At 64.9% G+C, this 24,387-nt stretch carries 21 protein-coding genes; 14 read left to right on the top strand and 7 right to left on the bottom strand.

Going from position 1 to position 24,387, the window contains the following annotated elements; genetic code table 11:
• Positions 1-46 precede the first annotated feature (46 nt).
• From AC1VNY_RS34405 to AC1VNY_RS34395, 3 genes are read right to left on the bottom strand one after another with little or no spacing between them, the layout of a single operon-like run.
• Entirely contained in the window at positions 47-970 is a 924-nt protein-coding gene (locus AC1VNY_RS34405; protein ID WP_482408521.1) for an FAD binding domain-containing protein, read from the bottom strand.
• Positions 967-3,648: a molybdopterin-dependent oxidoreductase gene (locus tag AC1VNY_RS34400; protein WP_482408520.1), complete on the bottom strand. Its 2,682-nt coding sequence runs from the start codon at positions 3,646-3,648 to the stop codon at positions 967-969. Before AC1VNY_RS34400 ends, AC1VNY_RS34405 begins: the two co-directional genes overlap by 4 nt.
• Complete coding sequence (locus tag AC1VNY_RS34395) at positions 3,645-4,319, bottom strand: TetR/AcrR family transcriptional regulator (protein ID WP_482408519.1); 675 nt, start codon at positions 4,317-4,319, stop codon at positions 3,645-3,647. Before AC1VNY_RS34395 ends, AC1VNY_RS34400 begins: the two co-directional genes overlap by 4 nt.
• A 194-nt stretch (positions 4,320-4,513) precedes the next feature.
• Between AC1VNY_RS34395 and AC1VNY_RS34390 the strand changes: the two genes are divergently transcribed.
• Both AC1VNY_RS34390 and AC1VNY_RS34385 read left to right on the top strand, forming a co-directional pair.
• Positions 4,514-4,747 (top strand): DUF6894 family protein, encoded by a 234-nt coding sequence (locus tag AC1VNY_RS34390; protein WP_482408518.1) that lies wholly within the window; start codon positions 4,514-4,516, stop codon positions 4,745-4,747.
• A 7-nt stretch (positions 4,748-4,754) separates the two neighbouring features.
• Positions 4,755-4,934: a hypothetical protein gene (locus tag AC1VNY_RS34385; RefSeq protein WP_482408517.1), complete on the top strand. Its 180-nt coding sequence runs from the start codon at positions 4,755-4,757 to the stop codon at positions 4,932-4,934.
• A gap of 12 nt (positions 4,935-4,946) precedes the next feature.
• Here AC1VNY_RS34385 and AC1VNY_RS34380 read toward each other — a convergent pair whose 3' ends face one another.
• Complete coding sequence (locus AC1VNY_RS34380) at positions 4,947-5,879, bottom strand: helix-turn-helix domain-containing protein (protein ID WP_482408516.1); 933 nt, start codon at positions 5,877-5,879, stop codon at positions 4,947-4,949.
• A 368-nt stretch (positions 5,880-6,247) separates the two neighbouring features.
• On the opposite strand from AC1VNY_RS34380, the gene AC1VNY_RS34375 reads away from it, so the two are divergent.
• The 6 genes from AC1VNY_RS34375 (at position 6,248) to AC1VNY_RS34350 (ending at position 13,315) form a co-directional block, all read left to right on the top strand.
• Positions 6,248-7,198: a helix-turn-helix transcriptional regulator gene (locus AC1VNY_RS34375; protein WP_482408515.1), complete on the top strand. Its 951-nt coding sequence runs from the start codon at positions 6,248-6,250 to the stop codon at positions 7,196-7,198.
• 361 nt (positions 7,199-7,559) lie between these two features.
• Positions 7,560-7,826: a hypothetical protein gene (locus AC1VNY_RS34370; protein WP_482408514.1), complete on the top strand. Its 267-nt coding sequence runs from the start codon at positions 7,560-7,562 to the stop codon at positions 7,824-7,826.
• Positions 7,827-7,929: 103 nt separating this feature from the next.
• Complete coding sequence (locus AC1VNY_RS34365; protein WP_482408513.1) at positions 7,930-9,135, top strand: NAD(P)/FAD-dependent oxidoreductase; 1,206 nt, start codon at positions 7,930-7,932, stop codon at positions 9,133-9,135.
• Between the two features lie 336 nt (positions 9,136-9,471).
• Positions 9,472-11,739 (top strand): TonB-dependent siderophore receptor, encoded by a 2,268-nt coding sequence (locus tag AC1VNY_RS34360; RefSeq protein WP_482408512.1) that lies wholly within the window; start codon positions 9,472-9,474, stop codon positions 11,737-11,739.
• Between the two features lie 243 nt (positions 11,740-11,982).
• The gene (locus tag AC1VNY_RS34355; RefSeq protein ID WP_482408535.1) at positions 11,983-13,125 is read left to right on the top strand and encodes a PepSY-associated TM helix domain-containing protein; all 1,143 of its coding nucleotides are present in this window, start codon (positions 11,983-11,985) and stop codon (positions 13,123-13,125) included.
• Between the two features lie 7 nt (positions 13,126-13,132).
• Positions 13,133-13,315: a hypothetical protein gene (locus AC1VNY_RS34350; protein WP_038386847.1), complete on the top strand. Its 183-nt coding sequence runs from the start codon at positions 13,133-13,135 to the stop codon at positions 13,313-13,315.
• 191 nt (positions 13,316-13,506) lie between these two features.
• Here the strand turns inward: AC1VNY_RS34350 and AC1VNY_RS34345 are convergent, their stop codons facing one another.
• Positions 13,507-15,267 carry an adenylate/guanylate cyclase domain-containing protein gene (locus tag AC1VNY_RS34345; protein WP_482408511.1) on the bottom strand — a complete coding sequence of 587 codons (1,761 nt, stop codon included), beginning with the start codon at positions 15,265-15,267 and terminating at the stop codon, positions 13,507-13,509.
• 107 nt (positions 15,268-15,374) lie between these two features.
• Complete coding sequence (locus tag AC1VNY_RS34340; protein WP_482408510.1) at positions 15,375-16,172, bottom strand: N-formylglutamate amidohydrolase; 798 nt, start codon at positions 16,170-16,172, stop codon at positions 15,375-15,377.
• A gap of 104 nt (positions 16,173-16,276) precedes the next feature.
• On the opposite strand from AC1VNY_RS34340, the gene AC1VNY_RS34335 reads away from it, so the two are divergent.
• The 3 genes from AC1VNY_RS34335 (at position 16,277) to AC1VNY_RS34325 (ending at position 18,517) form a co-directional block, all read left to right on the top strand.
• A complete protein-coding gene (locus tag AC1VNY_RS34335) occupies positions 16,277-17,176 on the top strand; it encodes a transglutaminase family protein (RefSeq protein ID WP_482408509.1) in 900 nt (299 codons plus the stop codon).
• A gap of 2 nt (positions 17,177-17,178) precedes the next feature.
• Complete coding sequence (locus AC1VNY_RS34330; protein ID WP_482408508.1) at positions 17,179-17,991, top strand: transglutaminase-like domain-containing protein; 813 nt, start codon at positions 17,179-17,181, stop codon at positions 17,989-17,991.
• A 127-nt stretch (positions 17,992-18,118) separates the two neighbouring features.
• Complete coding sequence (locus tag AC1VNY_RS34325; RefSeq protein ID WP_304500225.1) at positions 18,119-18,517, top strand: gamma-glutamylcyclotransferase family protein; 399 nt, start codon at positions 18,119-18,121, stop codon at positions 18,515-18,517.
• A 5-nt stretch (positions 18,518-18,522) separates the two neighbouring features.
• Here AC1VNY_RS34325 and AC1VNY_RS34320 read toward each other — a convergent pair whose 3' ends face one another.
• Positions 18,523-19,077, bottom strand: a complete 555-nt coding sequence (locus AC1VNY_RS34320; protein ID WP_482408507.1) for a chlorite dismutase family protein — start codon at positions 19,075-19,077, stop codon at positions 18,523-18,525.
• 210 nt (positions 19,078-19,287) lie between these two features.
• Between AC1VNY_RS34320 and dnaG the strand changes: the two genes are divergently transcribed.
• The 3 genes from dnaG to AC1VNY_RS34305 all read left to right on the top strand — a co-directional run bounded on the left by dnaG (position 19,288) and on the right by AC1VNY_RS34305 (position 24,331).
• Positions 19,288-21,321 carry a DNA primase gene (dnaG, locus tag AC1VNY_RS34315; protein WP_482408506.1) on the top strand — a complete coding sequence of 678 codons (2,034 nt, stop codon included), beginning with the start codon at positions 19,288-19,290 and terminating at the stop codon, positions 21,319-21,321.
• A gap of 366 nt (positions 21,322-21,687) precedes the next feature.
• Entirely contained in the window at positions 21,688-23,820 is a 2,133-nt protein-coding gene (rpoD, locus tag AC1VNY_RS34310) for an RNA polymerase sigma factor RpoD (protein ID WP_482408505.1), read from the top strand.
• 133 nt (positions 23,821-23,953) lie between these two features.
• Entirely contained in the window at positions 23,954-24,331 is a 378-nt protein-coding gene (locus AC1VNY_RS34305) for a VOC family protein (RefSeq protein ID WP_028343417.1), read from the top strand.
• The last annotated feature ends 56 nt before the right edge of the window (positions 24,332-24,387 follow it).

Raw genomic sequence — 24,387 nt, 5'->3', positions numbered from 1 at the left:
ATTCCAGACGCGACGTTGCCTCGAGGCCGCGAATGGGCGCTTGATCCTACGCCACGATCCGCTCGACGACGTCGCGCACCAGGCCCGTCAGCAGCTCGAGCTTGTATCCGGTCATCGGTAGCGGCCTGGCTCCCGAGATCGCCAGTTCGGCAGCCTGCGCGATGGTCGCCGCGTTAATCTGCTTGCCCTGCAGCGCCGCCGCGGACGCGGTCAGCCGCAGCGGGACCGGAGCGATGCCGCCGGCGGTGATGTGGACCTGCTGGAACGCGCCGCCTGATATCACCGCCCGCGCGCAGATCTCGACCAGCGGCCATTCCGCATGCGTCCGGCTGATGGCGCGCTTGTACAGCGCGCGCTCACCGGCCAGCGGGACGGGAAGCTCGATCCGCTCGATGCGTTCGCCCGGTGCAAGCAGATTGTCGGCCGCAGCATTGCTGCCGTCGCCGAGCAGGTCGGAGATCGACAAGCCGCTGCGCCGGTCGGTGACGATCTTCGCATCATAAGCGAGCAGCGCCATCGCCATCGTCGACGGATGCGGCGCCACGCATGGGCCAAGATCGAACGCGATGTGATAGAGATGGTTGCCGGATCGCGCCGGACAGTCGGCGCCGCCCTTCTTGAGACAGGCGATCTGCGGATTGCGGAAATACCAGCAGCGCGAGCGCTGCGCGAGGTTGCCGCCGAGCGTCGCCATGTGCCGGATCTGCGGCGTGGCGAGGCCCTGCGCGGCGGCGGCGACGCCGGGGTAAGCCTCGGCGAGCCGCGGATCGGATGCGATCGCAGCGATCGTGGTCAGGGCGCCGATGCGGGCCGAGCCGTCCGCATTCCACGCAATGCCGATCGTGTCGGGACTGGCGGCGAGATCGATGATCGAGCCGCACGACAGGCCGCTGCGGCGGCGCTCCGACAGGTCGGTGCCGGCGGCGCGAAATTCGGGTGCGGATATGACGTCTGCAGTCGCGACACTCATGCGGCATCCCTCCCTTTCAGCGCGGCGACGATGCGATCGGGCCGGATCGGAATCTCGGTGAGGCGGACGCCGATCGCGTTATGGATCGCGTTGGCGACGGCGGCCGAGGTCGGCACCGTCGACGCCTCGCCGATCCCGACGCTGTTGCCGAGCACATGGTCGAAGCCGGCTTCGTCGAAATGGACGTCGATCTCCGGCGTGTCGGCGATCCCCGGGATGCGGTAGTCCTCCATCCCCGCGGTCAGGACGTCGCCGCTCGTCGGATCAAGCTCGCGCGCCTCGTAGAGCGCGTAGCCGAGGCCCTGGATCACCGCGCCGCAAGCCTGGCTGCGCGCCAGCGCGGGGGAAGCGATCCTGCCGACCGCGATGCCGGTATGCACGTTGAGCACGCGGACATGGCCGAGCCAGGTGTCGACCTCGACCTCGATTACCTGCACCGAGCTCGGCACGCCGGCGCCGACCGCGATGTTCGAGAAGCGGCGCATCATCCAGCCGAACACCATGCCCATCAGGCCGACTTCGCGCAGCGGCGAGCGGATGCCGGGCGCGGTGTTCTTGCCGTCCTCGCCGCGCGTCTCCACGACAGCGATGTCGGGCGAGCGTGCGATCAGCTCGCGCCAGGGCGCGTTCGAGCCGGGCGCCGGCTTTCGCGTGGCCTGTTCGAGCATCGCGGCCTTCAGCTTCCGAACCGCCTGCAATGTCGGCGGCATCACCGAGGCGGTGACGCGGCTGCCGCCGGAGCCGGGGCCTTCGGGCAGCGACGAATCGCCGATCCGCACCTCGATCTCACCGGGTTCGAGATCGAACTCGCGCGCGATCGCGTCGGCAAGCACGCTGCGGGTGCCGGTGCCGATGTCCTGCGTCGCGGTGCTGGCGACGATGCGGCCGCCCTTGACCGCGACCTCGACCTTCACCTTGGGCTGCCACAGATAGAGCCAGTAGCCCGTCGCGACCCCGATGCCGCGGCGATAGCGCCCGTTCTGCGCCGGTTTGCGGTTGCGCCAGATCTCGAGCCCTGATGCCCAATCGTAGAGCCGCTGCCGGTTGGGATCGGGATCCCAGCGCTTGCGCAAGGCGATCGGATCGACGTTGAGCCGCAGCGCGGCCTCGTCGATCGATTGCTCCACGGCGAATGCCATCGGCGGACCGCCGGGGCCGCGGAAGGCGGCGCCGGGCGGCAGATTGCTGATGACGTCGAAATCCGAAAGATCCTTCGCCTCGGCCGGGTAGATCAGCCGCGCCAGGCCCGCGATGGTCGAGTTGGTCGCGGCCCCGGTATCGGCATGCGCGGTGACCGAGAGCGCCCTCAGGCCACCCTGGTCGGAAGGCAGCAGCGCGACCTTCAACTCCGCAGCCGGCCGATAGCCGGCGACCGAGAGTTCTTCCTGGCGATCATAGGCGACCCGCACCGGCGCTTTCGCCGCGCGGGCAAGCTCGATCGCGGCGATCGCCTCGGTCCCCAGGCTCGCCTTCGACCCGAAGCCGCCGCCGACGTGCTCGGCGATCACGCGGACCTTGTCGTGATCGAGCTTGTAGCGCTTTGCGATCTGCTCCTTCAGGTGAAACACCTGCTGGGTTGAGGCGTGCAGGGTCAGCCGGTCACCGTCGAAGCGCGCCACCGCGGCGTGGGGCTCGAGACACGCATGCTGTTGCGTGGCGGTGCGGAAAGTGGTCTCGACGAGCAGCTTGTTGTTCGCCTGCCGCGCCTCATCCACCCAGTTGCGGGCCTTTTTGGCGCGGGTCGAGAACACAGCGGTCGGCCCGCGGATGTTCTGCTTCCAGGGCGCCGGCCCGCCGGCCGCCTCCGAGACGTTGCCGGCCCGCTTGCGGCTTGCCTTGTCGAACACCACGGGTGCGTCGTCCTTGCGTCCGGCGTCGAGCCCGACCACGGCGGGCAGGCGTTCGCTGATCAACCTGATCGCGGCCAGCGCGGCAAGCGCGCTCTTACGGTCCTTTGCGGCGACCGCCGCAATCGGCTCGCCGACATAGCGCACGATCCGGTCGTCGCCGAGCAGCGACACCGCGGTAATGCCGGCAAGCGCGCGCGCCGGCGCGAGATCGAGCGTGGTGATGCGCGCATGCGCCTCGCGCGAGCGCAGGATCAGGCCTTCGAGCTGGCCGTCATGATGGATATCGACGGTGTATTTCGCCGCGCCCGTCACCTTGTCGCGCGCCTCGATGCGGGGTGCCGTGACATGATCGCCGTCGAAGCGGCCGGCGCAGGCATCCGCCACCGCACGGAAAATCCCGTCATAGGCGCCGCAGCGGCAGAGATGGCCCGACAGCGCCGCGCCGATCTCCTCGCGCGACGGCACCGCCGTTCCTCTGGTGGCGCGCCAGCGGTCGCAGAACGCGGTCGCTTCCACGATGAAGCCGGGCGTGCAGAAGCCGCATTGCAAGGCGTCATGCGCCATGAACGCCTTCTGCACCGGATGCAGCCCGGACGCGCCGATGGCTTCCACCGTCGTCACCGATTTGCCGGCGGCGGCGTGCGCCGGCATCAGGCAGCTTGCGACCGGCGCGCCGTCGACCAGCACGGTGCAGGCGCCGCAGACGCCGGCGCCGCAGACGAGCTTGGTGCCGGTGAGCTTGAGCTGGTCGCGCACGATGTCGATCAAGAGCGCATCGGGATCATCGGGCAGGGATTCGACGCGGCCATTGACGGTCGTCGTGGTCATGGATGTCCTCCGCTTGTCCTGCGTGTCGGCCTTTTGGGGATCGCCGCCTTCTTGACGGGCGGTTTCTGCGATTTCGGCATGAGTTTCGGTAGCGCGCCGGCGCAGAGCGTCCGCACCATGATCGCCATGTCCTTCAGGAACGCCTCCGACGGCTGCATCGCCGGATACTGCGACTTCGCTGCGTACATCGCCATTTCGACCAGCCGCGCGAATTCGGTCGGCGAGAGGTCCTGCGGCAGCACGAGCTGCTGCTTGTGCACGATCCGCGAGATCGTCGCGACCATGCGTTCCGCATAGCGCGCGGCGTAGGTCTGGTAGAGGTCGCGCGCGTGCACGAGGTGCTCGGAATACAATTCCTCGAGATGCGGCGAGCCGTCCAGCGAGGCGATCATGGTCGACATCCGCGCGGTCATGCCCGCGGCAAGGATGTCGCCGAGATCGCCGCCCGCCGTCTCCGCCGCGGCAACGGCGGTCTCCTCGGCCGCGATCGCGGATTCATGCACGCGCTCGATCACGGCGCGGAACAGCGCTTCCTTGGATTCGAAATGGTGATAGAGCGCCTGCCGCGTCAGGCCGGCCGCCTCGGCGACCTGCTCGATCGAGGAGCGGCGAAAGCCGTGCCGGCGGAACACCAGCATGGTGGCATCGAGAATGCGGGTTTTCGGTCCCATTTGACGATTTTGACAAATATAGAAGAACTGTCAAATCGCGATTTGGTGAGGAGGCGATGCGGGAGCTTGATCACCATTCCGCGAGGCCGCCGCGCAGCCCGCGCCGGTGTGAACCGCCTTGCGAATGGTCGCGTCGAAGAAACGTGGAGCTCCAAAGGCGAGCCTTCTCGTCCGGATCTTGCGAGGATACCGACATGACCCAGGTCTTTTTCCATTGCTCGACCACGCACGGGGTGTTGATGGATCGCCGCGGCACCTCGGTGACCAGCCTCTCGGAGGCCTGCGAGGCGGCGACGTGCATGATGCGATCGCTGCTCGCAACGGTCAGCCTGGAAGACTGGCGCGACTGGGTCGTGCATGTCAGCGACGAGTCCGGCGAGGAGATCGTGATCCTGTCCTTCGCATCCGTCCTCGGCAAACCGCACTGAGGGCGCCATGCTGTCATCGCACGTATCATTGCTCCTTCTGCGCGACGGCTTGAACGCGATCGCGACGGGCTTGCAGAATCTGATTGCGCGAATTCGCGATCCCTACCGGCCCGAGCTGCACTACATGCGCGGACCGGGCCCCAAATGGCATGCCAAGCATGCCGTGCGAGCCGTGGCGGCCGGTTGAACGCGGCCCTGTTCAGCTCTCGCTTTTCGCAGGGCGATGCATCTCGCGCCGCCACGCCGCTGGGCTGACGCCGACCACGGCGGAAAACACCCGCGTGAAGTGGCTTTGATTGGCGAAGCCGGCCGAAATCGCGATCTCGGACAGCGACAGGTCGCGCGCCGCCATCAGCTGCTTGGCCACCTTCAGGCGCTGCTGAAGCAGCCATTGGTGCGGCGGCAGGCCGGTGGAGATGCGGAAGGCGCGCGAAAAATGGCCGACCGACAGATCGAGCTCGGCCGCGATCTGCTTCAGCGAAATCTTCCCGCTGAGGTCAGACTCGAGCTTTTCGCAGGCGCGGTTGATCTGCCAGGCGGCGAGGCCGCCGCGGGTCGGTCCGGTCGGGTGTTGTATTCCGCCATAGGTCCGGGTGACGTGCGCGGTCAGCGCCAGCATCGTGTGATCGATGAACAGCTGGTTGGTCTCGTCCGGCCGGCGCAATCCCTCGCGCAGCAGCGCCCCGACATGACGAATGACGCCGTCGTCGTGACCGGCGCCGATTTCGCAGGCCAGTTCGCCGATGCGCGGCGAGCCGGTTTGTTCGGCGAAATCAGTGAGCGCCGAGCGCGGCAGATAGAAGAACAGCGAGTGGAACGGCTTGTCGATCACGTAGCGCGGATCGCGTTTGAGATCGTAGAGATAGGTCGCGCCCGCCGGGATATCCCGCTTCATGAGGCACTTGCCGCCCTCCCACAATTCGCAGTCCGGATAATCGTGCAGCTTCAGGCTGACCAGAAAGGCATCCTCGGCGGTGAGCGATCCGGACAGCCCGGGCACCGGGTTGTCGTCCCGGGTTTCGGTGACCGCGAGTTCGGCGCTGCGCAGCGTGCGCGTAATCAGCGCCGGCGGCGTGTCCTTCAGGCGTAGGAATTGCCCGAGCCGCTGCCCGTAGGCGCCCGCCTGTGTCATCTGCGTTGAGTCCATCATTGATGTGCAACCGGGCAGGGACCTGTCAGCCATCCTGCGAAGCCGTCACTCATTATCCGGGATTGCTGCTGCGCAGTCCAGTTTGCTCACGCAATCATGAACGACCTGCCGGCCGATCGCGGCCAAGCGATTCCAGAGCGATTTCAATTGCCTTGGTTCGATCGGCCGTACCCGACGCAGAAATGTCGCAGCGCTGCGCTTGGCGCAGAATTGAGCAAAGCATAGCCGTTTCAGGAAAGACAGCTGAACTGTACGGCGCTTAGGTCCGGCGGGCAGTTCCGCGCCTCACCGGTCCCACAGACCGGCCCGCAAGGAGGGAGCGCATGAGCCTTCAAACGCGAGCACGGGTGATGAGTAAGCCGATCCTGCACGATCCTTTGCGGGATTCGTCCGCCGCATCCGAAGCGCGGCCGGCCGAGGCACCGACCGGCCCGCGCTGCCCGGCTGGCCAGGAGATGGCCCGCGTGCTCAAGACGCAGCCGCTTCGCATGGCGGCCGACCCGTCGAGCGGCGCGATCGCCTATTGGAAGCATGACGCCCTGCACGACGTGGTCAGGCCGATGGTCGACCATGTCGTCATGAGCTATCCCGCCGGCTCGCAGCGGCTGGAGCGCCGCACCGGCAGGGTAGCTTCGATCGGAACGGCGCGGTCCGGGGTCGTGACGATCATTCCGGCCGGCTCGAGTTCGCGCTGGGATATTCACCAGTCGGTGCATGTCGTTCAGCTCTATCTTCCGCATGCGACGCTGACGCGCGTGGCCGGCGAAGCCGACACCGCGGCTCCCGGCGATCTGCTGGAGCGCACCGGGCACCCCGATCCGATTACATCGCGGTTGCTGCTGAGCGCCGCTGATGCGCTTGAGGGCAGCGCCGCGCTGGATGCGCTATTCCGGCAGCAACTGACGGATCTCTTGGCCACGCGCCTGCTGTCGGCGCATGCCGGCGTGCCTGCCACCGTGCAGGCGACCGTGGGTGGTCTTGCGCCGACAGCGCTGCGCCGCGCCATCGAGCGGCTGCGCTCGGACAGCGATGCGGACGTCTCGCTCGGGGCGCTGGCGGCGGAGGCCGGCCTGTCGCGCTTTCACTTCTGCCGCGCCTTCAAGGAAAGCACCGGGCTCTCGCCGCATGCCTGGCTGCGCCAGCACCGGCTCGAGCAGGCCATGAACATGCTGCGGGACACCGAGGCATCCGTGGTCTCGATCGCGGCGGCGCTCGGCTACAGTTCGCAAACCGCGTTCGCGGCCGCGTTCAGGAAGCTGACCGGCGAAACCCCGAGCGATTGGCGGCGCCGCCTGCGGTAGGGCGTTTTCGAGCGCAGAACCGAAAATGCTCTAGTGTGCTGAATGCGAAGTTCGTGCGATTTCGCGGCAGCCACTTTCACGAACTTCGCATTCATAAAGCACACTAGAATCATAAGTTTGCTAGCGTCCTTATCGAATCCGAAGTTCGCTCCGAAGGTGCGGCAAATGATGCGAACTTCGGATTCGGGACACTAGCCGCAATCGCTCTTCAGGTCGGGCAATCGCTCTGGGGCACTCATGCGGCCAATTCGCTAGATCACCGTGGCGCCCATGCCAACAACGGAGACAAGCGATGGCCTGGAAGGATTTCGGTAGCTCCCTTGCAGTCACGCGGCGACGCCGGGTTCTCGCGACTGCACTGATGTACGGACTTACGCTCACCGTCCGCTTCACGTCGGCAACCGGCGAGGATGCCGATGCGCCGGCGCAGGCCGTTCAGGGCGCCGATACCATGACGTCGGTGATGATCAGCGACGCCGCCCAGGCGCTGTACCGGGACTGGCTCCCGGGGGCCGCGCTGCCGATCGGCCTTCAGCATGGATCGCTGTCGGGCGCGAGAGGCTGCCGCGCAGCGTGCATGCCTGGGGCGCGCACGCCGTTCCTGTCGACCTGCGCCGCCCGGCAATAGGCGCGCGCCTTCTCACCTCTTCGCGTCGCCGATCGCGACAGGCTTCGCCGCACGCGGCGGCAACGCGCGGACATCAGAGACTGTCAACCCAGAGGAGATACCCATGCGAATTGTCATCATTGGCGCCGGCTTTGCCGGCATGTACGCCGCGCTCTCCGCAGCCCGCCTGCGCGACATCAAGGGCGTCTCGCCCGAGGAGCTCGAGATCGCGCTGGTCGCGCCGGAGCCGACCCTTGTGGTGCGCCCGCGGCTCTACGAGCCGAAGCCGGAGACGCTGACTGCGCCGCTGCTCGACGTCTTCAACGCGATCGACGTCGTCTATGTGCAGGGCAGCGCCGAAGCCGTCGATACCAAGGCCCGCACCGTGCAGATCGTCACCGCCAAGGACGCGCGCAAGACGCTGCCTTACGATCGCCTTGTGGTGGCGACCGGCAGCCGGCTGTTCCGTCCGAACGTACCGGGCCTCGCCGAACACGGCTTCAGCGTCGACAACCTTGCGGACGCGATCGCGCTCGACCGCCATCTGCATGGCCTCGCCAGGCAGCCGGCATCAGCGGCCCGGGACACCGTCGTCGTCGCCGGCGGCGGCTTCACCGGCATCGAGGCCGCGACCGAGATGCCGGCGCGGCTGCGCGAGATCCTCGGCGAGGACGCCAGGCCGCGCGTCGTCATCGTCGATCGCAATGCCGCGATCGCGCCCGACATGGGCGAGGGCCCGCGTCCGATCATCGAGGACGCGATGCGCAAGCTCGGCGTCGAGGGCCGCTTCGGCGCCGGCGTCGCCGAGGTCAGCAAGTCCGGCGTCACGCTGTCCAGCGGCGAGCACATCGAGGCTGGGACCGTGGTCTGGGCGGCGGGCATTCGCGCCGCGCCGCTGACCATGCAGATCCCGGCGGAACGCGACAATTTCGGCCGGCTGCTGGTCGACCGCGATCTGCGCGTGCCGTCGGTGGCGGGTGTGTTCGCCACCGGCGATGCGGCGCGCGCCGCTTGCGACGATGTCGGCAATTACGCGCTGATGTCGTGCCAGCACGCGACGCGGATGGGCGCGTTTGCCGGCAACAACGCCGCGGCCGAGCTGCTCGGTGTCCCGACCAAGCCGTATCACCAGAAGGCTTATGTCACCTGCCTCGACCTCGGCGAGGCCGGTGCGCTGTTCACCCGCGGCTGGGAGCGCAAGGTCGAGATGGTCGGCGACGTCGCCAAGAAGACCAAGCGGGAGATCAACACCGTCTGGATCTATCCGCCGCGCGCCGAACGTGCCGCGGCGCTCGCATCCGCCGATCCGGAGCACGTCACCGAAGTCTGACGCTGAGCTCGGCGAGAGCACCGCAACTGCGATCATCGCTTCCGCGCACGGCGTCGTTCGATCGCTGTGCGCGGAACTGACTCGAAGTATCGCGGAGCGAAACGCAGTTTAGAATCATCCTTAGAAGCGCTCGAGAAATCTGAGGCGCATTGACGCAGTTTCGCTGCGTTCACGTTGCGAGCTCGCAACACCATCGGCGATAAGCCCGACACTGGACGTGTTCTAATCACCGATCAGCTGCGTACGTCTTTCATCGTGTTAGTGACGGCGAGGATGAAGGCGATGTGAGTTGACGGGGGTCGGATGTTTCGTCGCACTGCGTTGGCGGCCGGGTACATGGCCGGCAGCGGTTTGTTCGTGCTGAGTGTGGTGATGCCGCGTGAAAGCGTTGCGCAGTCGGCGCTGCCGCCGGTGACGGTCGAGGCGCCGAAACAACAGCAGCAGGCGCGGCGAACGCAGCCGGCGCGACGCGCGGCGCGTCCTGCGCGCACGACGCCGCGATCGATCGCGAACCGGGCGCCCGCGCAAGCGCAGAACGTTCCATCACCGGGGGCGGGTGGCGGCGGCGAGCGCGGCAACGGGCCGGTCACCGGCTATCTCGCCAGCCAGAGCGTCACCGCAACCAAGACCGACACCCCGGTGCTCACGACGCCGCAGTCGATCTCGATCGTCACCCAGGATCAGATCCAGGCACAGGGTGCACAGAACATCACCGAAGCGCTGCGCTACACGCCCGGCGTGACGATCGAGAGTTTTGGCGCCAACGCGTTCTTCGACGAGTTCAAGCTGCGGGGCTTCACCGCGCCGCGTTATCTCGACGGGCTGCGGCTGCCGACCGACACCACGACCTTCGCGGTCCCGCGCATCGAGACCTACGGTCTCGAGCGCATCGAAGTCCTGAAGGGGCCGTCATCCGGCCTCTATGGACAATCCGATCCGGGCGGCCTGTTGAACCTGGTCAGCAAGCGGCCCACCGAGACGCCGCATTACGAGATCGAGGGGTCGTTCGGCTCGTTCGACCGCTTCCAGGGCGCCTTCGATATCGGCGGTCCCGCCGACAAGGACGGCCGGTTCCTTTACCGCATCGTCGGCCTTGGCCGCGACAGCAACAGCCAGACCGACTTCGTTCAGGACAACAAGCTGTTCATCGCGCCGAGCTTCACCTGGCGCCCGACCTACGACACCAGCTTCACCGTGCTCTCGCAGTACCAGAAGGTCGACAACAAGGGTTACCAGCAATACGTCCCGGGACAGGTGTCCTTCCTGCCCAACCCCAACGGACATATTCCCTACAGTCGTTACCTCGGCGAGCCCGGGCTGGACGGCTATCATCTCGAGCAGTTCGCGGTCGGCTATGCGTTCGAGCATCGCTTCGACAACATCTTCCAGTTCCGGCAAAACCTCCGCTACACCCAGGTCAGCAACGACCTCGCCTCGGTGCGGACCGAGGGCATGGTGACGGATCGTCTGGTCGCGCGCACTTACAACTACGTCAAGGCCAATGCCGCCAATGTCGCGCTCGACAATCAGCTGCAGGCGGATTTCGCGACCGGCCCGCTGGTCCACAAGGTGCTGGCCGGCGTCGACTACTTCGATCTATGGGCGAACACGGACTATCGCACGACGCCGATCGCGCCGATCGATGCCTATAGTCCGGTCTACGGCACCGCCGTTCCGTCAGCCAGCTCGCTGGCGCCGTTCATTCTGCGCGACGACAGGCAGTCGCAGCTCGGCGCCTATCTGCAGGATCAGATCAAGCTCGATCGCTGGACGTTGACCATGAGCGGCCGCCAGGACTGGGTCAGCTCCGGCTTCACCAGCATGGCGTTCTATCCGCCGGCCGGCCATTATTCGCGCGAGGACTCGGCGCAAACCGGGCGCATCGGCCTGGGCTACCTGTTCGATATCGGCCTGGCGCCCTATGTCAGCTACGGGACCTCGTTCACGCCGAACCTCGGCGCCGACAGCGCCGGCCGGTCGTTCAGGCCGACGACAGGCGAGGGCGCCGAGGTCGGTGTCAAGTTCAAGCCGAACGGCTCGAACTTCATGGTGACGGCGGCGGCGTTCGATATCCGTCAGCAGGACGTGCTGACCGCCGATCCCATCAATCCGCTCTTCAACGTGCAGACCGATGCCGTGCGCGTCCGCGGCCTCGAGCTCGAGCTGAAGGGCAATCTGACGCGCGAGCTCGAGATCACGGCGGGATACACCCACCTCGATCCGCGGGTGACGACGAGCATCGCCGGCTATGCCGGCAAGTACATGATGAACACGGCGCAGGACCAGGGCGCGGTCTGGGGCAAGTATACCTGGTATGACGGCGCACTCGCGGGCCTTGGGCTCGGTCTCGGTGTGCGCTATGTCGGCGAGACCTACGGCGACAACTTCAATACCTTTGTCATTCCCTCCTATGCCTTGCTCGATGCGTCGGTCAGCTACGACTTCGCCTATCTGCGGCCGGACCTGAAGGGATGGAAGGCACAGGTCAACGTGACCAATCTGACCGACCACTTCTACGTTGCATCCTGCCTGACCGGGCTTCCCTATTGCGGCCTCGGCAATGGCCGCACGGTGCTGGGCACGATGAAGTACACCTGGAACTAAAGCATGATCCCGAAAGGTGCGAAGCGGTTTTCGGAAAGGATCAGGCTTCAACAAAAGCATGATCCGGAAAAGTGCGAAGCGGTTTTCCGAACAGATCATGCTTCAACAAAAGCATGATCCCGAAAAGTGCAAAGCGGGTTTTCGGAAAAGATCATGCTTCCAACAAGAGGCTAAAGCTCGATGGCGATCCAACCGGATCTCATCGCGCTTTAGGTAACGACATTGACTGCGACGACCAGATCCCTGCGGCGATGGGGCGCTGTCCATAAATGGACGAGCCTCATCTGCACGTTGTTCATGCTGCTGCTCTGCATCACCGGCCTGCCGCTGATCTTCCACGAGCAGATCGATGATCTCCTGCACAGCCAGGTCAAGCCGGCCGACGTGCCGTCGGGCACGCCGCCGGCCAATCTGGATCGTCTGCTCGGCAACGCGCTGGCGCAGGCGCCCGGAAAGGTGCCTCACTTCCTGATCTGGGATCGCGACGATCCGAGCGCGATGTTCGTCAGCGTCGGCCCGACCATCGATGCCGATCCGACCAACAACCTCTTGATCCGGATGGACACCCATACCGGCGCCTATCTCGATGCGCCCGATGTGACCGGCCGCTTCACCTACATCATGCTGAAGCTGCACACCGACATGTTCGCGGGGCTGCCCGGCAAGCTGTTCCTCGGACTGATGGGGATCCTGTTCTGCGTCGCGATCATCTCCGGGATCGTCGTCTATGCGCCGTCGATGCGGAAGCTGCGCTTCGGCGCCTACCGCGCGCGGCGGACCCGCGTCGTGCGCTGGCTCGACGTTCATAATCTCGCGGGCATCCTGCTCGTCGCCTGGACGCTGGTCGTCGGCTTCACCGGGGTGATCAACACCTGGGCCGACCTCGTGCTCAAGATGTGGCAGTTCGGCCAGCTCGCCGAAATGACCGCGCAGTACAAGGACCGGCCGGTGCCGTCGAAGCTGACCTCGCTGAATGCGGCGGTCGAAGTGGCCACCCATGCGGTGCCCGGCATGACGCCGAGCTTTGTCGCCTTCCCGGGAACCCTGTTCAGCAGCAAGAGTCACTATGCGGTGTTCCTGCACGGCGATACGCCGCTGACCTCGCGGCTGCTGAAGCCGGCGCTGATCGACGCGGAAACCGGCAAGCTGACCGACACAAGGGACATGCCCTGGTATGTGACGACCCTGTTCGTCTCGCAGCCGCTGCATTTCGGCGACTATGGCGGCATGCCGCTCAAGATCGTCTGGGCGCTGCTCGACATCCTGACCATCTTCATCCTCGTGACCGGCGTGTATCTGTGGATGCGCCGCCGCAAGGCCGGTGTGAGCCAGGAACGCGCGATCGCCAACGCCGCCTCCATCGACAACCCCGCATTATCGTCGTGACGTCAGCATGGTCTCGCATCGTTCATTGACCCAGATCTTCGGCGCCCCGCTCGTCATCGCGATCGTGAGCACGGTCGGATTGATCAGCGCGCTGGTCGGCGACGGCTGGTGGGATGCGGTCTCGTGGGCCGGGCTCGGCCTGCCTGTGCTGCTCTATCTGCTGTTCATCTGGCGGCGCCAGCCGAATTGATTGGGTTGACCTGATCGCGCCTCGAACCGGTCGTGCAATCAGCAAAGCTGGTCCAATCGGAATATGCCGATCCCTGCAGTGTCTCATCCGCGGAGATGCGCAAGAAATCCAACGGGCAATCGAACAAGCAGTCGCGGCCACGCAAGTGTCTGGCGTACGGCATCGCGCCGGCATTGTAAGATGACGGGTTTTCATTCCGGGAGCCCCGCCATGCGTAGCGGGTTGACCAATGCGTCCAGGTCGCCTTGTCGACGATACGGCAGCAGCCTGGCCCAGCGGGCAAGGCTGAAATTGGGGTGGCCCGCCAGCAAGTCGGTTGAGATCATGCGCGCGTCATCTTGCCGGCCGAGATTCCAGAGCGCCGCTATGAGTGTCGACTGCGCGGTCAGCCAGAGCGGCCGCTGCCTCAGTACGCGGGAGGCTATATCGTGCGCCGCCACGAAATCTTCGAGATGAAATCTTGCGCGCGCTTCGTCGACCATGGATTCGTTGCGCTCAATCGGACTGAGCCGTTGGGCGTGTTCCTCGTAGAGGACGGCTTTTCGGAAGTTGCCGGCATAGCCGTGGTACATGCCCGCCATGTGATGTGCGTCGGAGCTGCTGGGAGCGAGACTGATCGCCGTTTCTCCTGCTGCCACAGCCTCATCATGACGGCGTTGATAGGTGCGAACATAGCCGATCACCAGGTATGCTTCCCCGAAGCTAGGGTCGGCGGCGAGAGCCCGATCAGCGCAGCCCAGAGCGGCTTGATACGCTTCATTTTCATCCTTGATCCAACCGAAGCGCGCCTGGTCTGTCAGGGTAAGACCCAACAAGTAGAGCGCCGGCATAAACGAGGGATTGATCTCCAGCGCTTGTTCAAAAAGCTTCCGGGCCTGTGCATGGGTTTGCCTTGCGAAATTAACGTACAGGGCGCGTCCCTTTAAGACATACTCATAAGCCAGCGGACTTCCCGAGCGTTTTCTCCACACCCTTGCGCGTTCACCGACCGTCAACTGGACTTCGAGCGCTTCGACGATCTCTTGCGTAATTCGGTCCTGGAGATCGAACACGTCGTCCAGGTCTCCGTCAAAGCGATCCGCCCAGAGATGGCCGCCGTCTCGACCATCAATCAACTGCGCCGTCAACCTGATGCGATTGCCGATCTTTCGAACGCTCCCCTCCAGCAGATAGCGAGCACCCAGGATCTGCCCGATTTCGCGAATGTCCCGGTTCTGCCGCTTGAACGCGAAGCTCGAATTGCGAGCTATCACCATCAATTCCTGAATCTTTGACAGGGTCGTAAGGACGTCTTCCGCGATCCCGTCCGCGAAATACTCCTGCTCGCTGTCGCCGCTCATGTTCTGAAACGGCAGCACCGCGATGGAGGGCTTTCCCGAAAACGGGCGCATGTGATGCGATTCGGCGGGAGTTGGATGGCGCTCAGGCGAAGTTCTGGCGCCAATCTTCATTCGCCAGGCGCGGATCGGTTCAGCGATGTTCTTCAGATTCTGTTGGCCCATGTCTTCGAAGGCTGCATCGACCTTGCTCCGGATCTGCCGGTAGGCGTCGTCAGACAGGCATATGCCGCCCGGGTCCGCGATGTTCTCCAGCCGCGCGGCGATGTTGACGCCGTCGCCGAAAATGTCGTCGTTGTCGATGATGATGTCGCCGACGTGAATGCCGATGCGAAATTCGATCCGCTGCTGCTGCGGCGCGGATGCATTAAGCTCCGCCATCCTGCTCTGAACCTCTACAGAGCTGCGCACGGCATCGACGGCGCTGCCGAACTCGACAAGCATACCGTCGCCGGTTGTCTTGACGATGCGGCCGCGATGAGCGGCGATCGTTGGATCAATGAGATCCTTTCTGGCCGCCTTGAGCCGCGCGAGCGTGCCTTCCTCGTCCGTTCCCATCAGGCGACTGTAGCCGGCGACATCTGCCGCCAGCACTGCTGCCAGTCGCCTTTCCACTCGCTCGGGCGCCACGGACTACCCTAACTCGGAAGTTCAACCCAGCCAATTAAAGCACGTCGAGCTGGCTCCGGGCTAGAGGCCACGCCCTGGCTGACCGTTAGTCGCTAGATCAGCGCTTCCGTGCGCAGCGTCGCCTCGATCTCGCCGAGGATGCGCGCCAGCCGTTCGGCCCATGCGGTCTCGCCGGCCTGGTCGGAGATCAGGTCCTGGCGGATCTCGATGCCCGAATTCATCAGGCCGCGCGTCTCGCCATGCACCGGGATCGTGTAGTCGGTCTCGTCGCTGACCGCATAGGGCTCGTTGTCGCCGACCACGAGATCGCCCTCGGCGCGCAGACGCTTCAGCAGCAGCGGCGGCAGCACCGTGTCGCGGTGATAGAGCGTGCCGATGTGCCAGGGGCGTGCGATGCCGGCGTAGATCGGCGTGAAGCTGTGCAGCGACACCAGCACCGTCGGCAGGCCCTGACGCGCACGCGCGTCGATGATCTCGTCGATGCGTTTGTGATAGGGATCGAAGATCTGCGCGCGGCGCATCTCGGCGGCCTCGCGCGACAGGCCTTCATTGCCCGGCACCGTGGTGGCCTCGCTGATCAGCGGGATCGAGCTTGCGACATGCGGCGGACGGTTGCAGTCGATCACGAGCCGCGAATAGCGCTGCGCGATCAAATGCGCCTCGAGCCGCTCCGAGAGCCGGGTTGCGACGCCGGCGATGCCGATATCCCAGGCGATGTGCCGCACCAGCTCATCTTCGGGCAGGCCGAGGTCGCCGAGCGGAGAGGGGATCAGCCTGCCGTAGTGGTCGCAGGTGAACAGGAACGGTGAGCGGCCGCCGGCATTGTGTTCAAGAACCGGTGAAGCGTCGGTGCTCGCGAGCAGGAACGATGGACCGCCTCCGTAATTCAAGGGCTTTTTTCCTCAACTTTGCCTATTCAGGCGGCATGCTGATCTGGAATCGGGCAGCTTTCTCTATAGATTATGCGGTCCGAAATCACGATGATTGTTTGAAGATGCCGCTGCTGACTATTCATCACAAGACCGTTTATCGCTACGCGCGCCCGGTGGCGTTCGGCGAACACCGCATCATGCTGCGGCCCCGTGACGGCCACGATCTGCGCGTGCTCGACAGCGCACTTGTGATCGATCCACAGCCGATGTCGCTGCGCTGGATCCACGACGTGTTCGGCAACAGCATGGCGATCGCCGCCTTCGACGAGCGCGCCGACACGCTGTCCTTTGTCTCGACCGCGACGGTGGAGCACAATCCGGCAGATACGTTTGCGCTGACGCCGGACGATCCCGCCTATTTCTATCCGTTCCTCTACGACGATGAGGAATTCCCCGATCTGCAGCAGTTCATCACGCCGCAATATGGCGACCCGAACGGCGAGCTGTCGGCCTGGGCGCGGCGCTTCCTCGATGTCGAGGCGCCGACGCCGACTTTCAAGATCCTCAGCGGCATGACGCACGGCATCCGCAAGGCGTTCAGCTATCGCAAGCGCCATGAGCAGGGCACCCAGCATCCGCTCGATACGCTGCGCACGCAGTCCGGCACCTGCCGCGACTATGCGCTGTTCATGATCGAGGCGCTGCGCCGGCTCGGCATCGCCGCGCGCTTCGTCTCCGGCTATCTCGCCATGCCGCCCGGCAGCGCGCACGGCTATGTCGGCGGCGGCTCGACCCATGCCTGGGTGCAGGTCTATCTGCCGAGCGCGGGCTGGATCGAGTTCGATCCGACCAACGGCATCGTCGGCACGCGCGATCTGATCCGCGTCGCGGTGGCCCGCGATCCGCGCCAGGCGATCCCGCTGCACGGCGTCTATCTCGGCGCGGCGGATGCCTTTCTCGGCATGGATGTCGACATCAAGGTGGTCTCGGTCGGCGAGAATGCGGAGCAGGAGACGGCCTGACGATGCAGATCAAGGTCGGCTTCGAGATCACCTACACGGCGGCGCAGCCGACCCCGATGGTGATCATGCTGTCGATCCATCCGTCGCGCTACGCCGACATCGTCGGCACCGAGCATCTTTCGACCGAACCGGACGTGCCGATCGGCCTCTATCGCGACGGCTTTGGCAATGTGTGTGGGCGCCTGGTCGCCCCAGGCGGTGACGTCACCTTCCGCGGCAGCGCGGTGGTGCGGGATTCCGGACTGCCAGACATCGTCAATCCGGCTGCGCAGCAGCTGCCGATCGAGCAATTGCCCGACGATATGCTGCTCTATCTGATGCCGAGCCGCTATTGCGAGACCGACAAGCTGACCGACATTGCCTGGTCGCTGTTCGGCAACACACAGCAGGGCTGGGCGCGGGTGCAGGCGATCACCGATTTCGTGCACAACCACGTGACGTTCGGCTACCAGCACGCCCATCACATGAAGTCGGCGCACGACGTCTATGAAAGCCGCGCCGGCGTCTGCCGCGACTTCGCGCATCTGGCGCTCACCTTCTGCCGCTGCATGGGCATTCCGGCGCGCTACTGCACCGGCTATCTCGGCGACATCGGCGTGCCGCCGGACCCCGCGCCGATGGATTTCTCCGGCTGGTTCGAGGTCTATCTGTCGGGCCAGTGGTACACCTTCGATGCCCGCCACAACACGCCGCGGATCGGCCGCATCCTGATGGCGACCGGCCGCGACGCCGCCGACGTCGCCCTCACCACGAGCTTCGGCCGCATGACGCTGACGAAGTTCGTCGTCGTGACCGATGAGGTGGCAGCGGCTTGAGCTGGTCCCCGTCATTGCGAGGAGCTCGCGACAAGATTGCAGAGCAATTTTGCGCGGAAGCGACGAAGCAATCCATGTTTGCGGCGGCATGGATTGCTTCGCTTCGCTCGCAATGACATAGAGGGCCATGACCTCCGACCTTCTCTTCGTCTACGGCACGCTGATGCGCGGCTTCGACCATCCGATGGCGAAGCTGCTCGCGGGCAATGCCGAATTCCTCGGGCCGGCGCAGTGCCGCGGCCGGCTCTATCTGGTGAAGCATTATCCGGGCCTGGTGGTGTCGGACGATCCGGCCGACATCGTGCATGGCGAACTGTTCCGCCTGCGTGAGCGCGAGGCCATGCTGCGTGAATTCGACATGTACGAGGCCTGCGGCGAAGGCTTTCCGCCGCCGACCGAATATGTCCGCGAGATGCTCGAGGTCACGCTCGCCGACGGCAGCGCGCGTGAGGCGTGGACCTATCTCTACAACTGGCCGGTCGCGGAGCTGCCGCGAATCGCGTCAGGAAAATTCCTGGAGCATTAGCTGCTTCAGTTCTCCCGCATCACGCGGATATCGACCTCGCGCTCGACAAAATTCCATTCCTCGGTCGCGCGCAGCATGCCGACCAGTTCGTCGAACAGGGTGACATGGTCGGGCGCGAACTCGAACCAGGTCAGGAAGTCGAAGGGCATGCCGAGGTCGCGCGAATGAAACAGCTGGCGGGCGATTGCGGGGAGGAATTTGAGGGTGCCTGCGATGTGGTGCGACTTGTCCTCGAAGATCTGGCGGCGCTCCTCCTGGGTGAGCTCCCACCACGCCGCGGATTTCCTGATCGGGATCAGCGCCGCTTGGGTTGCCTCGCTGCGGCCGAGCCCGGCCTGCACGGCTAAGAGCTTCTCCCGCTCCTCCTTCTCGGTGTAGCGCAGATGGCTGGTGACGCCGGCGAGCCGCCATGCGTTCTGCGACGGCAGCAGCGGCAGCGCGATCGACTCGCTCGCAACGATTGACAGCGCCGCGACCTTCGGCAGCGTCTCGCCCTTCACCCGCGTGATGGAGGTGACCTGCCAGCCGCCGCTCTGTCCGCCTCTGAATGTCGTGAACATGGCCTATCCAATCCCGGAAGCGGGGAGGGGGCAAGCTCGCCACACAGGCTCTCCACCGTGGATTTGGGGGTAGCCCGCTCGACGGAGCCGTGACAGGCCAGACCTGTGAATAGCCCGGAAAAGCCCCACATTGTTCGGCATGGCGGGTCGTGCCGCTATATGGCTAACCGGTTGTCCGCGATTCGCCGCCCGAGCCCAAAATCCTGACTGATGCGTTTCACGCCCGAATTCCTCGATGAGCTGCGCGCCCGGCTTCCGGTCTCGGAAGTCGTGGGCAGGCGCGTCAAGCTCAAGAAGGCCGGGCGGGAGTGGAAGGGGCTGTCGCCGTTCCAGCAGGAGAAGACGCCGTCCTTCTTCGTCAATGATCAGAAGCAGGCCTGGTTCGACTTCTCGTCCGGGCTGAACGGCAACATCTTCGACTTCCTGATGAAGACGGAGGGCGTGACGTTCCCCGAGGCGGTGGAACGCCTCGCCGCGATGGCGGGAGTTCCGCTGCCGGCCGTGACGCCCGATGCGGCGCGGCACGAGCAGCACCGCCGCACCCTGCACGACGTGATGGAACTGGCGACCAAATTCTTCGCCGACACGCTGGCCTCGCGGGGCGGCGCCAAGGCGCGCGGCTACCTCGCCGACCGCGCCATCTCGCCGGCGACCCAGCTTCAGTTCCGGATGGGCTATGCGCCGCCGGATCGCTTCGCGCTGAAGGAGCACCTCGGCGGGCAGGGCATCTCCACTGACGACATGGTGGAGGCGGGACTTCTGATCGGCGGCGAAGATATCCCGGTGCCGTATGATCGCTTCCGCGACCGCGTGATGTTTCCGATCACGGATGCCCGCGGCCGCGTCATCGCGTTCGGCGGGCGTGCGCTGGAGAAGGACGTTCCGGCAAAGTACCTGAACTCGCCGGAAACCACGCTGTTTCACAAGGGCGACAATCTCTACAATCTGTTCACCGCGCGGCAGGCCGCGCATGACGGCGCGCAGCTGATCGTCGTCGAGGGCTATGTCGACGTCATCGCCATGGTCACGTCGGGTTTTCCCGGCGCCGTCGCGCCGCTCGGCACCGCGCTGACCGAGAACCAGCTCGGCCTGCTCTGGAAAATGGTCGACGAGCCGATCCTCTGCTTCGACGGCGACCGCGCCGGCCAGAAGGCGGCGTACCGTGCGGCCGACATCGCCTTGCCGCAGCTCAAGCCCGGCAAGAGCCTGCGGATTGCGCTGCTGCCGGAAGGGCAGGACCCCGACGATCTCGCCCGCTCCGGCGGCCGCGGCGCGATCGAGGACGTGATCTCGGCCGCGCGGCCGCTCGCCGACATGATCTGGTCGCGCGAGATCGAGGGCGGCAATTTCGATACGCCCGAGCGCCGCGCCGCGCTGGAGGCGCGGATCGGCGAGCTCACCAATGGCATCCGCGACGAGGTGGTGCGCCGCTATTACCGGCAGGACCTGCAGGAGCGGCTGCAGCGCAATTTTGCGCCCGAGGGCGGACGCGGCGGTTATGGCCGCGGCGGCTACGGACGGGGCAATTTCGGCGGCGGCCGCGGCGGCGAATCACCCCGCCAGTTTGCCCCCCGGGGACCTGCCCAAAACGGCCGACAAGGAGGCCTGCAAGGCGGCCGGTTCGGCGCCAGGGCCGGCGCCACCCCCGGGATTTCACGGGGTCCCTATCAGGCCGCCAGCCCCCAATTGGCCAACAGCCCGATCATGCGCGGCCAGCGCAGCGCGATCTCCCGCCGCGAGGCCCTGATCCTGCAATCCCTGATCAACCACCCCTGGCTGCTACACGACCATCTCGAGGAGGTGGCGGCGCTGGAGCTCGCCCATCCCGAGGCCCACAAGCTCAGGGCCGCCATCATCGCCGCCTTTGCCCACGACCATCACCACTCCCCGGACGCCGAGGAGCAGGCCGAGAAGATGCGGGCCGACCTCGAAGCAAGCGGATTATCCCCGATTCTTCAAAGGGTTGAGCGGGCGATCACAACCCAGGCGGTGTGGGGTGCGCAGATCGGCGCGGCGCGCGAGGATGTTTTATCAACCTGGCGTCAACTCGTTGCCTTGCATCAGAAAACCCACGCCTTACTTAGGGAAAGAAAAGATGCGGAAGCGGCCTTGGCTGAAGACTCCAGCGAGGCCAATCTGGCATGGTTGCAGGATATCCAGGCCCGGATGGCAGAAGCCGACGGGACCGAAGCCCTGATTGAAGGGTTCGGCGAATTATCGGGCCGGTTCCAGCGTAATGTCTGATAACAAAAATGCTGCGGACGGCGCTGGCCGCACCCGCAAAAAGACTCGCCAAATCCATGGTTTGGCTGCAAAAACAGGGTTAAGCGAAACTTAATAGCTACCGTAGCATTTTCAGGCGAAGTGGTTCCCGGTTCGCCGTCAGAAAATGCGTTAGATCTAGGTCTGGCGCGTCTTCCGATCGTAAAACCGGTGTCCACTTTTACGGAAGACGCGACGGGCTATTGCAGATTGGAAACCGTCGAGACGGATGACAGGGGTGGCGAGATATTGCGCCGCCCTTTGTGCGTCGAGAGAGTAAATCTAGATTTCGTGCGGATGCGCGTGCGTGGCGCCATTTTGCATGACCGCGTTTCGGGAGCTTAGTGAATGGCCACCAAGGCAAAGACGCTGCAGGTTAAGGACAAGGAAAAGGACGACAAGGCAGCGGATGCTCCTGAGAAGGATGCCGCTGACGCGCCGTCGCCGTTGCTCGACCTGTCGGATGCCGCGGTGAAGAAGATGATCAAGCAGGCCAAGAAGCGCGGCTTCGTGACCTTCGATCAGCTCAACGAAGTGCTGCCCTCCGATACGACGTCGCCCGAACAGATCGAAGACATCATGTCGATGCTCTCTGACATGGGCATCAACGTCACCGAGGCCGACGACAGCGAAGGCGAGGACGAGAAGGACGACGGCGACGACGAGACCGACAACGAGCTCGTCGAGGTCACGCAGAAGGCCGTCACCGAGGTCAAGAAGTCGGAGCCCGGCGAGCGCACCGACGATCCCGTGCGCATGTATCTGCGCGAGATGGGCACCGTCGAGCTGCTGTCGCGCGAGGGCGAAATCGCGATTGCCAAGCGCATCGAGGCCGGCCGCGAGGCGATGATCGCGGGCCTCTGCGAAAGCCCGCTGACCTTCCAGGCCATCATCATCTGGCGCGACGAGCTCAACGAAGGAAAGATCTTCCTTCGCGACATCATCGATCTCGAAGCCACCTATGCCGGCCCCGAGTCCAAGGGCGGCATCAATCCGAACCTGATCGGCAACAACGGCGCCGAGGGCGCCGCCGCCGAAGGCAATGGCGGCGATGCGCAAGGCGGCGCGCCGGCCCATGTCGCGCCGCCGGCCGCGCCGCCGTCGCCGACCCCGTTCCGCGCCGCCCCCGCCGGCGGCGAAGCCGCCACCGAGGAGAAGGATCCCGCCGAGGCCGCCGCCGAAGGCGACATGGACGACGACGAGTTCGAGAACCAGATGTCGCTCGCCGCCATCGAGGCCGAGCTGAAGCCGAAGGTGGTCGAGACCTTCGACAAGATCGCATCCGAGTACAAGAAGCTGCGCCGCCTGCAGGAGCAGGACATCGCCAACCAGCTGCAGAGCGAGTCGCTGTCGCCCTCGCAGGAGCGCAAGTACAAGAAGCTGAAGGACGAGATCATCGTCGAGGTGAAGTCGCTGCGCCTCAACCAGGCCCGCATCGATTCGCTGGTCGAGCAGCTCTACGACATCAACAAGAAGCTGGTCTCGTTCGAGGGCCGCCTGCTGCGCCTCGGCGACAGCCACGGCGTCGCGCGCGAGGACTTCCTGCGCAACTACCAGGGCTCCGAGCTCGACCCCCGCTGGCTCAACCGCGTCTCCAAGCTGTCGGCCAAGGGCTGGAAGAACTTCGTCCATCACGAGAAGGACCGCATCAAGGACCTGCGCCACGAGATCCAGTCGCTGGCGGCGCTCACCGGGCTCGAGATCGGCGAATTCCGCAAGATCGTGCACGGCGTGCAGAAGGGCGAGCGCGAGGCCCGTCAGGCCAAGAAGGAGATGGTGGAAGCCAACCTCCGGCTCGTGATCTCGATCGCCAAGAAGTACACCAACCGCGGCCTGCAATTCCTCGACCTGATCCAGGAAGGCAATATCGGCCTGATGAAGGCGGTCGATAAGTTCGAATATCGCCGCGGCTACAAGTTCTCGACCTACGCCACCTGGTGGATCCGGCAGGCGATCACCCGCTCGATCGCCGACCAGGCCCGCACCATCCGCATCCCCGTGCACATGATCGAGACGATCAACAAGATCGTCCGCACCTCGCGCCAGATGCTGAACGAGATCGGCCGCGAGCCGACCCCGGAAGAGCTCGCCGAGAAGCTCGGCATGCCCCTCGAGAAGGTCCGCAAGGTCCTTAAGATCGCCAAGGAGCCGCTGTCGCTCGAAACGCCTGTCGGCGATGAAGAGGATTCGCATCTCGGCGATTTCATCGAGGACAAGAATGCGATCCTGCCGATTGATGCTGCGATCCAGTCCAACCTGCGCGAGACCACGACGCGCGTTTTGGCTTCGCTCACCCCGCGCGAGGAGCGCGTGCTGCGTATGCGCTTCGGCATCGGCATGAATACCGACCACACGCTGGAAGAAGTCGGCCAGCAGTTCTCGGTCACCCGCGAACGCATCCGCCAGATCGAAGCCAAGGCGCTGCGCAAGCTGAAGCACCCGTCGCGGTCGCGGAAGCTGCGGAGCTTCCTGGATAACTAATTCTATCGGTATCCATCGAAACGAGAACGGCGGGCCTGAGCCCGCCGTTTTCATTTTCCCACCTTAAAGGCGACAAATTTTCAGACACTGAGAAGAGCGGACGAAAATTGTTGCATGACGCTGGAGTGCACGAATGAGCCCTTCCGGAGCTTTGATCGCGATCCTGCCGTGTAATGACCTTGATGCGTCGGAGCGGTTCTATAATCGGTTGGGCTTTGCGCGCCCGGACAGCGAAAGGCCTGCTCCTGGAGAGCCCGACACCTATCGCATGCTGTCGAACGGGAAGGGCGGATATCTACATCTGACGGACGCGGTCGAGGGGTGGCTCACGCCGGGCAGAAACCCGTTTGGGCTTTATCTCTACCTCGAGAGCGTTGATGCCGCAGCGCGCGAATTTCAGCAAGCACCCGAAGACAAGCCGTGGGGGATGTACGAATTTGCGATATCTGACCCGGATGAAACGTTGGTCCGTGTCGGTTGGCCAACCCGTCTCCGCGCCGGGGCGCAATAATTCGTCCGTTGCAAAATTCGCGCGTCAGCGCCCGCGGCCACCCCTCTCCCCAACCC

It is taken from the genome of Bradyrhizobium ferriligni, assembly GCF_056837965.1.
This window is presented reverse-complemented; position numbering and strand designations above follow the sequence as displayed.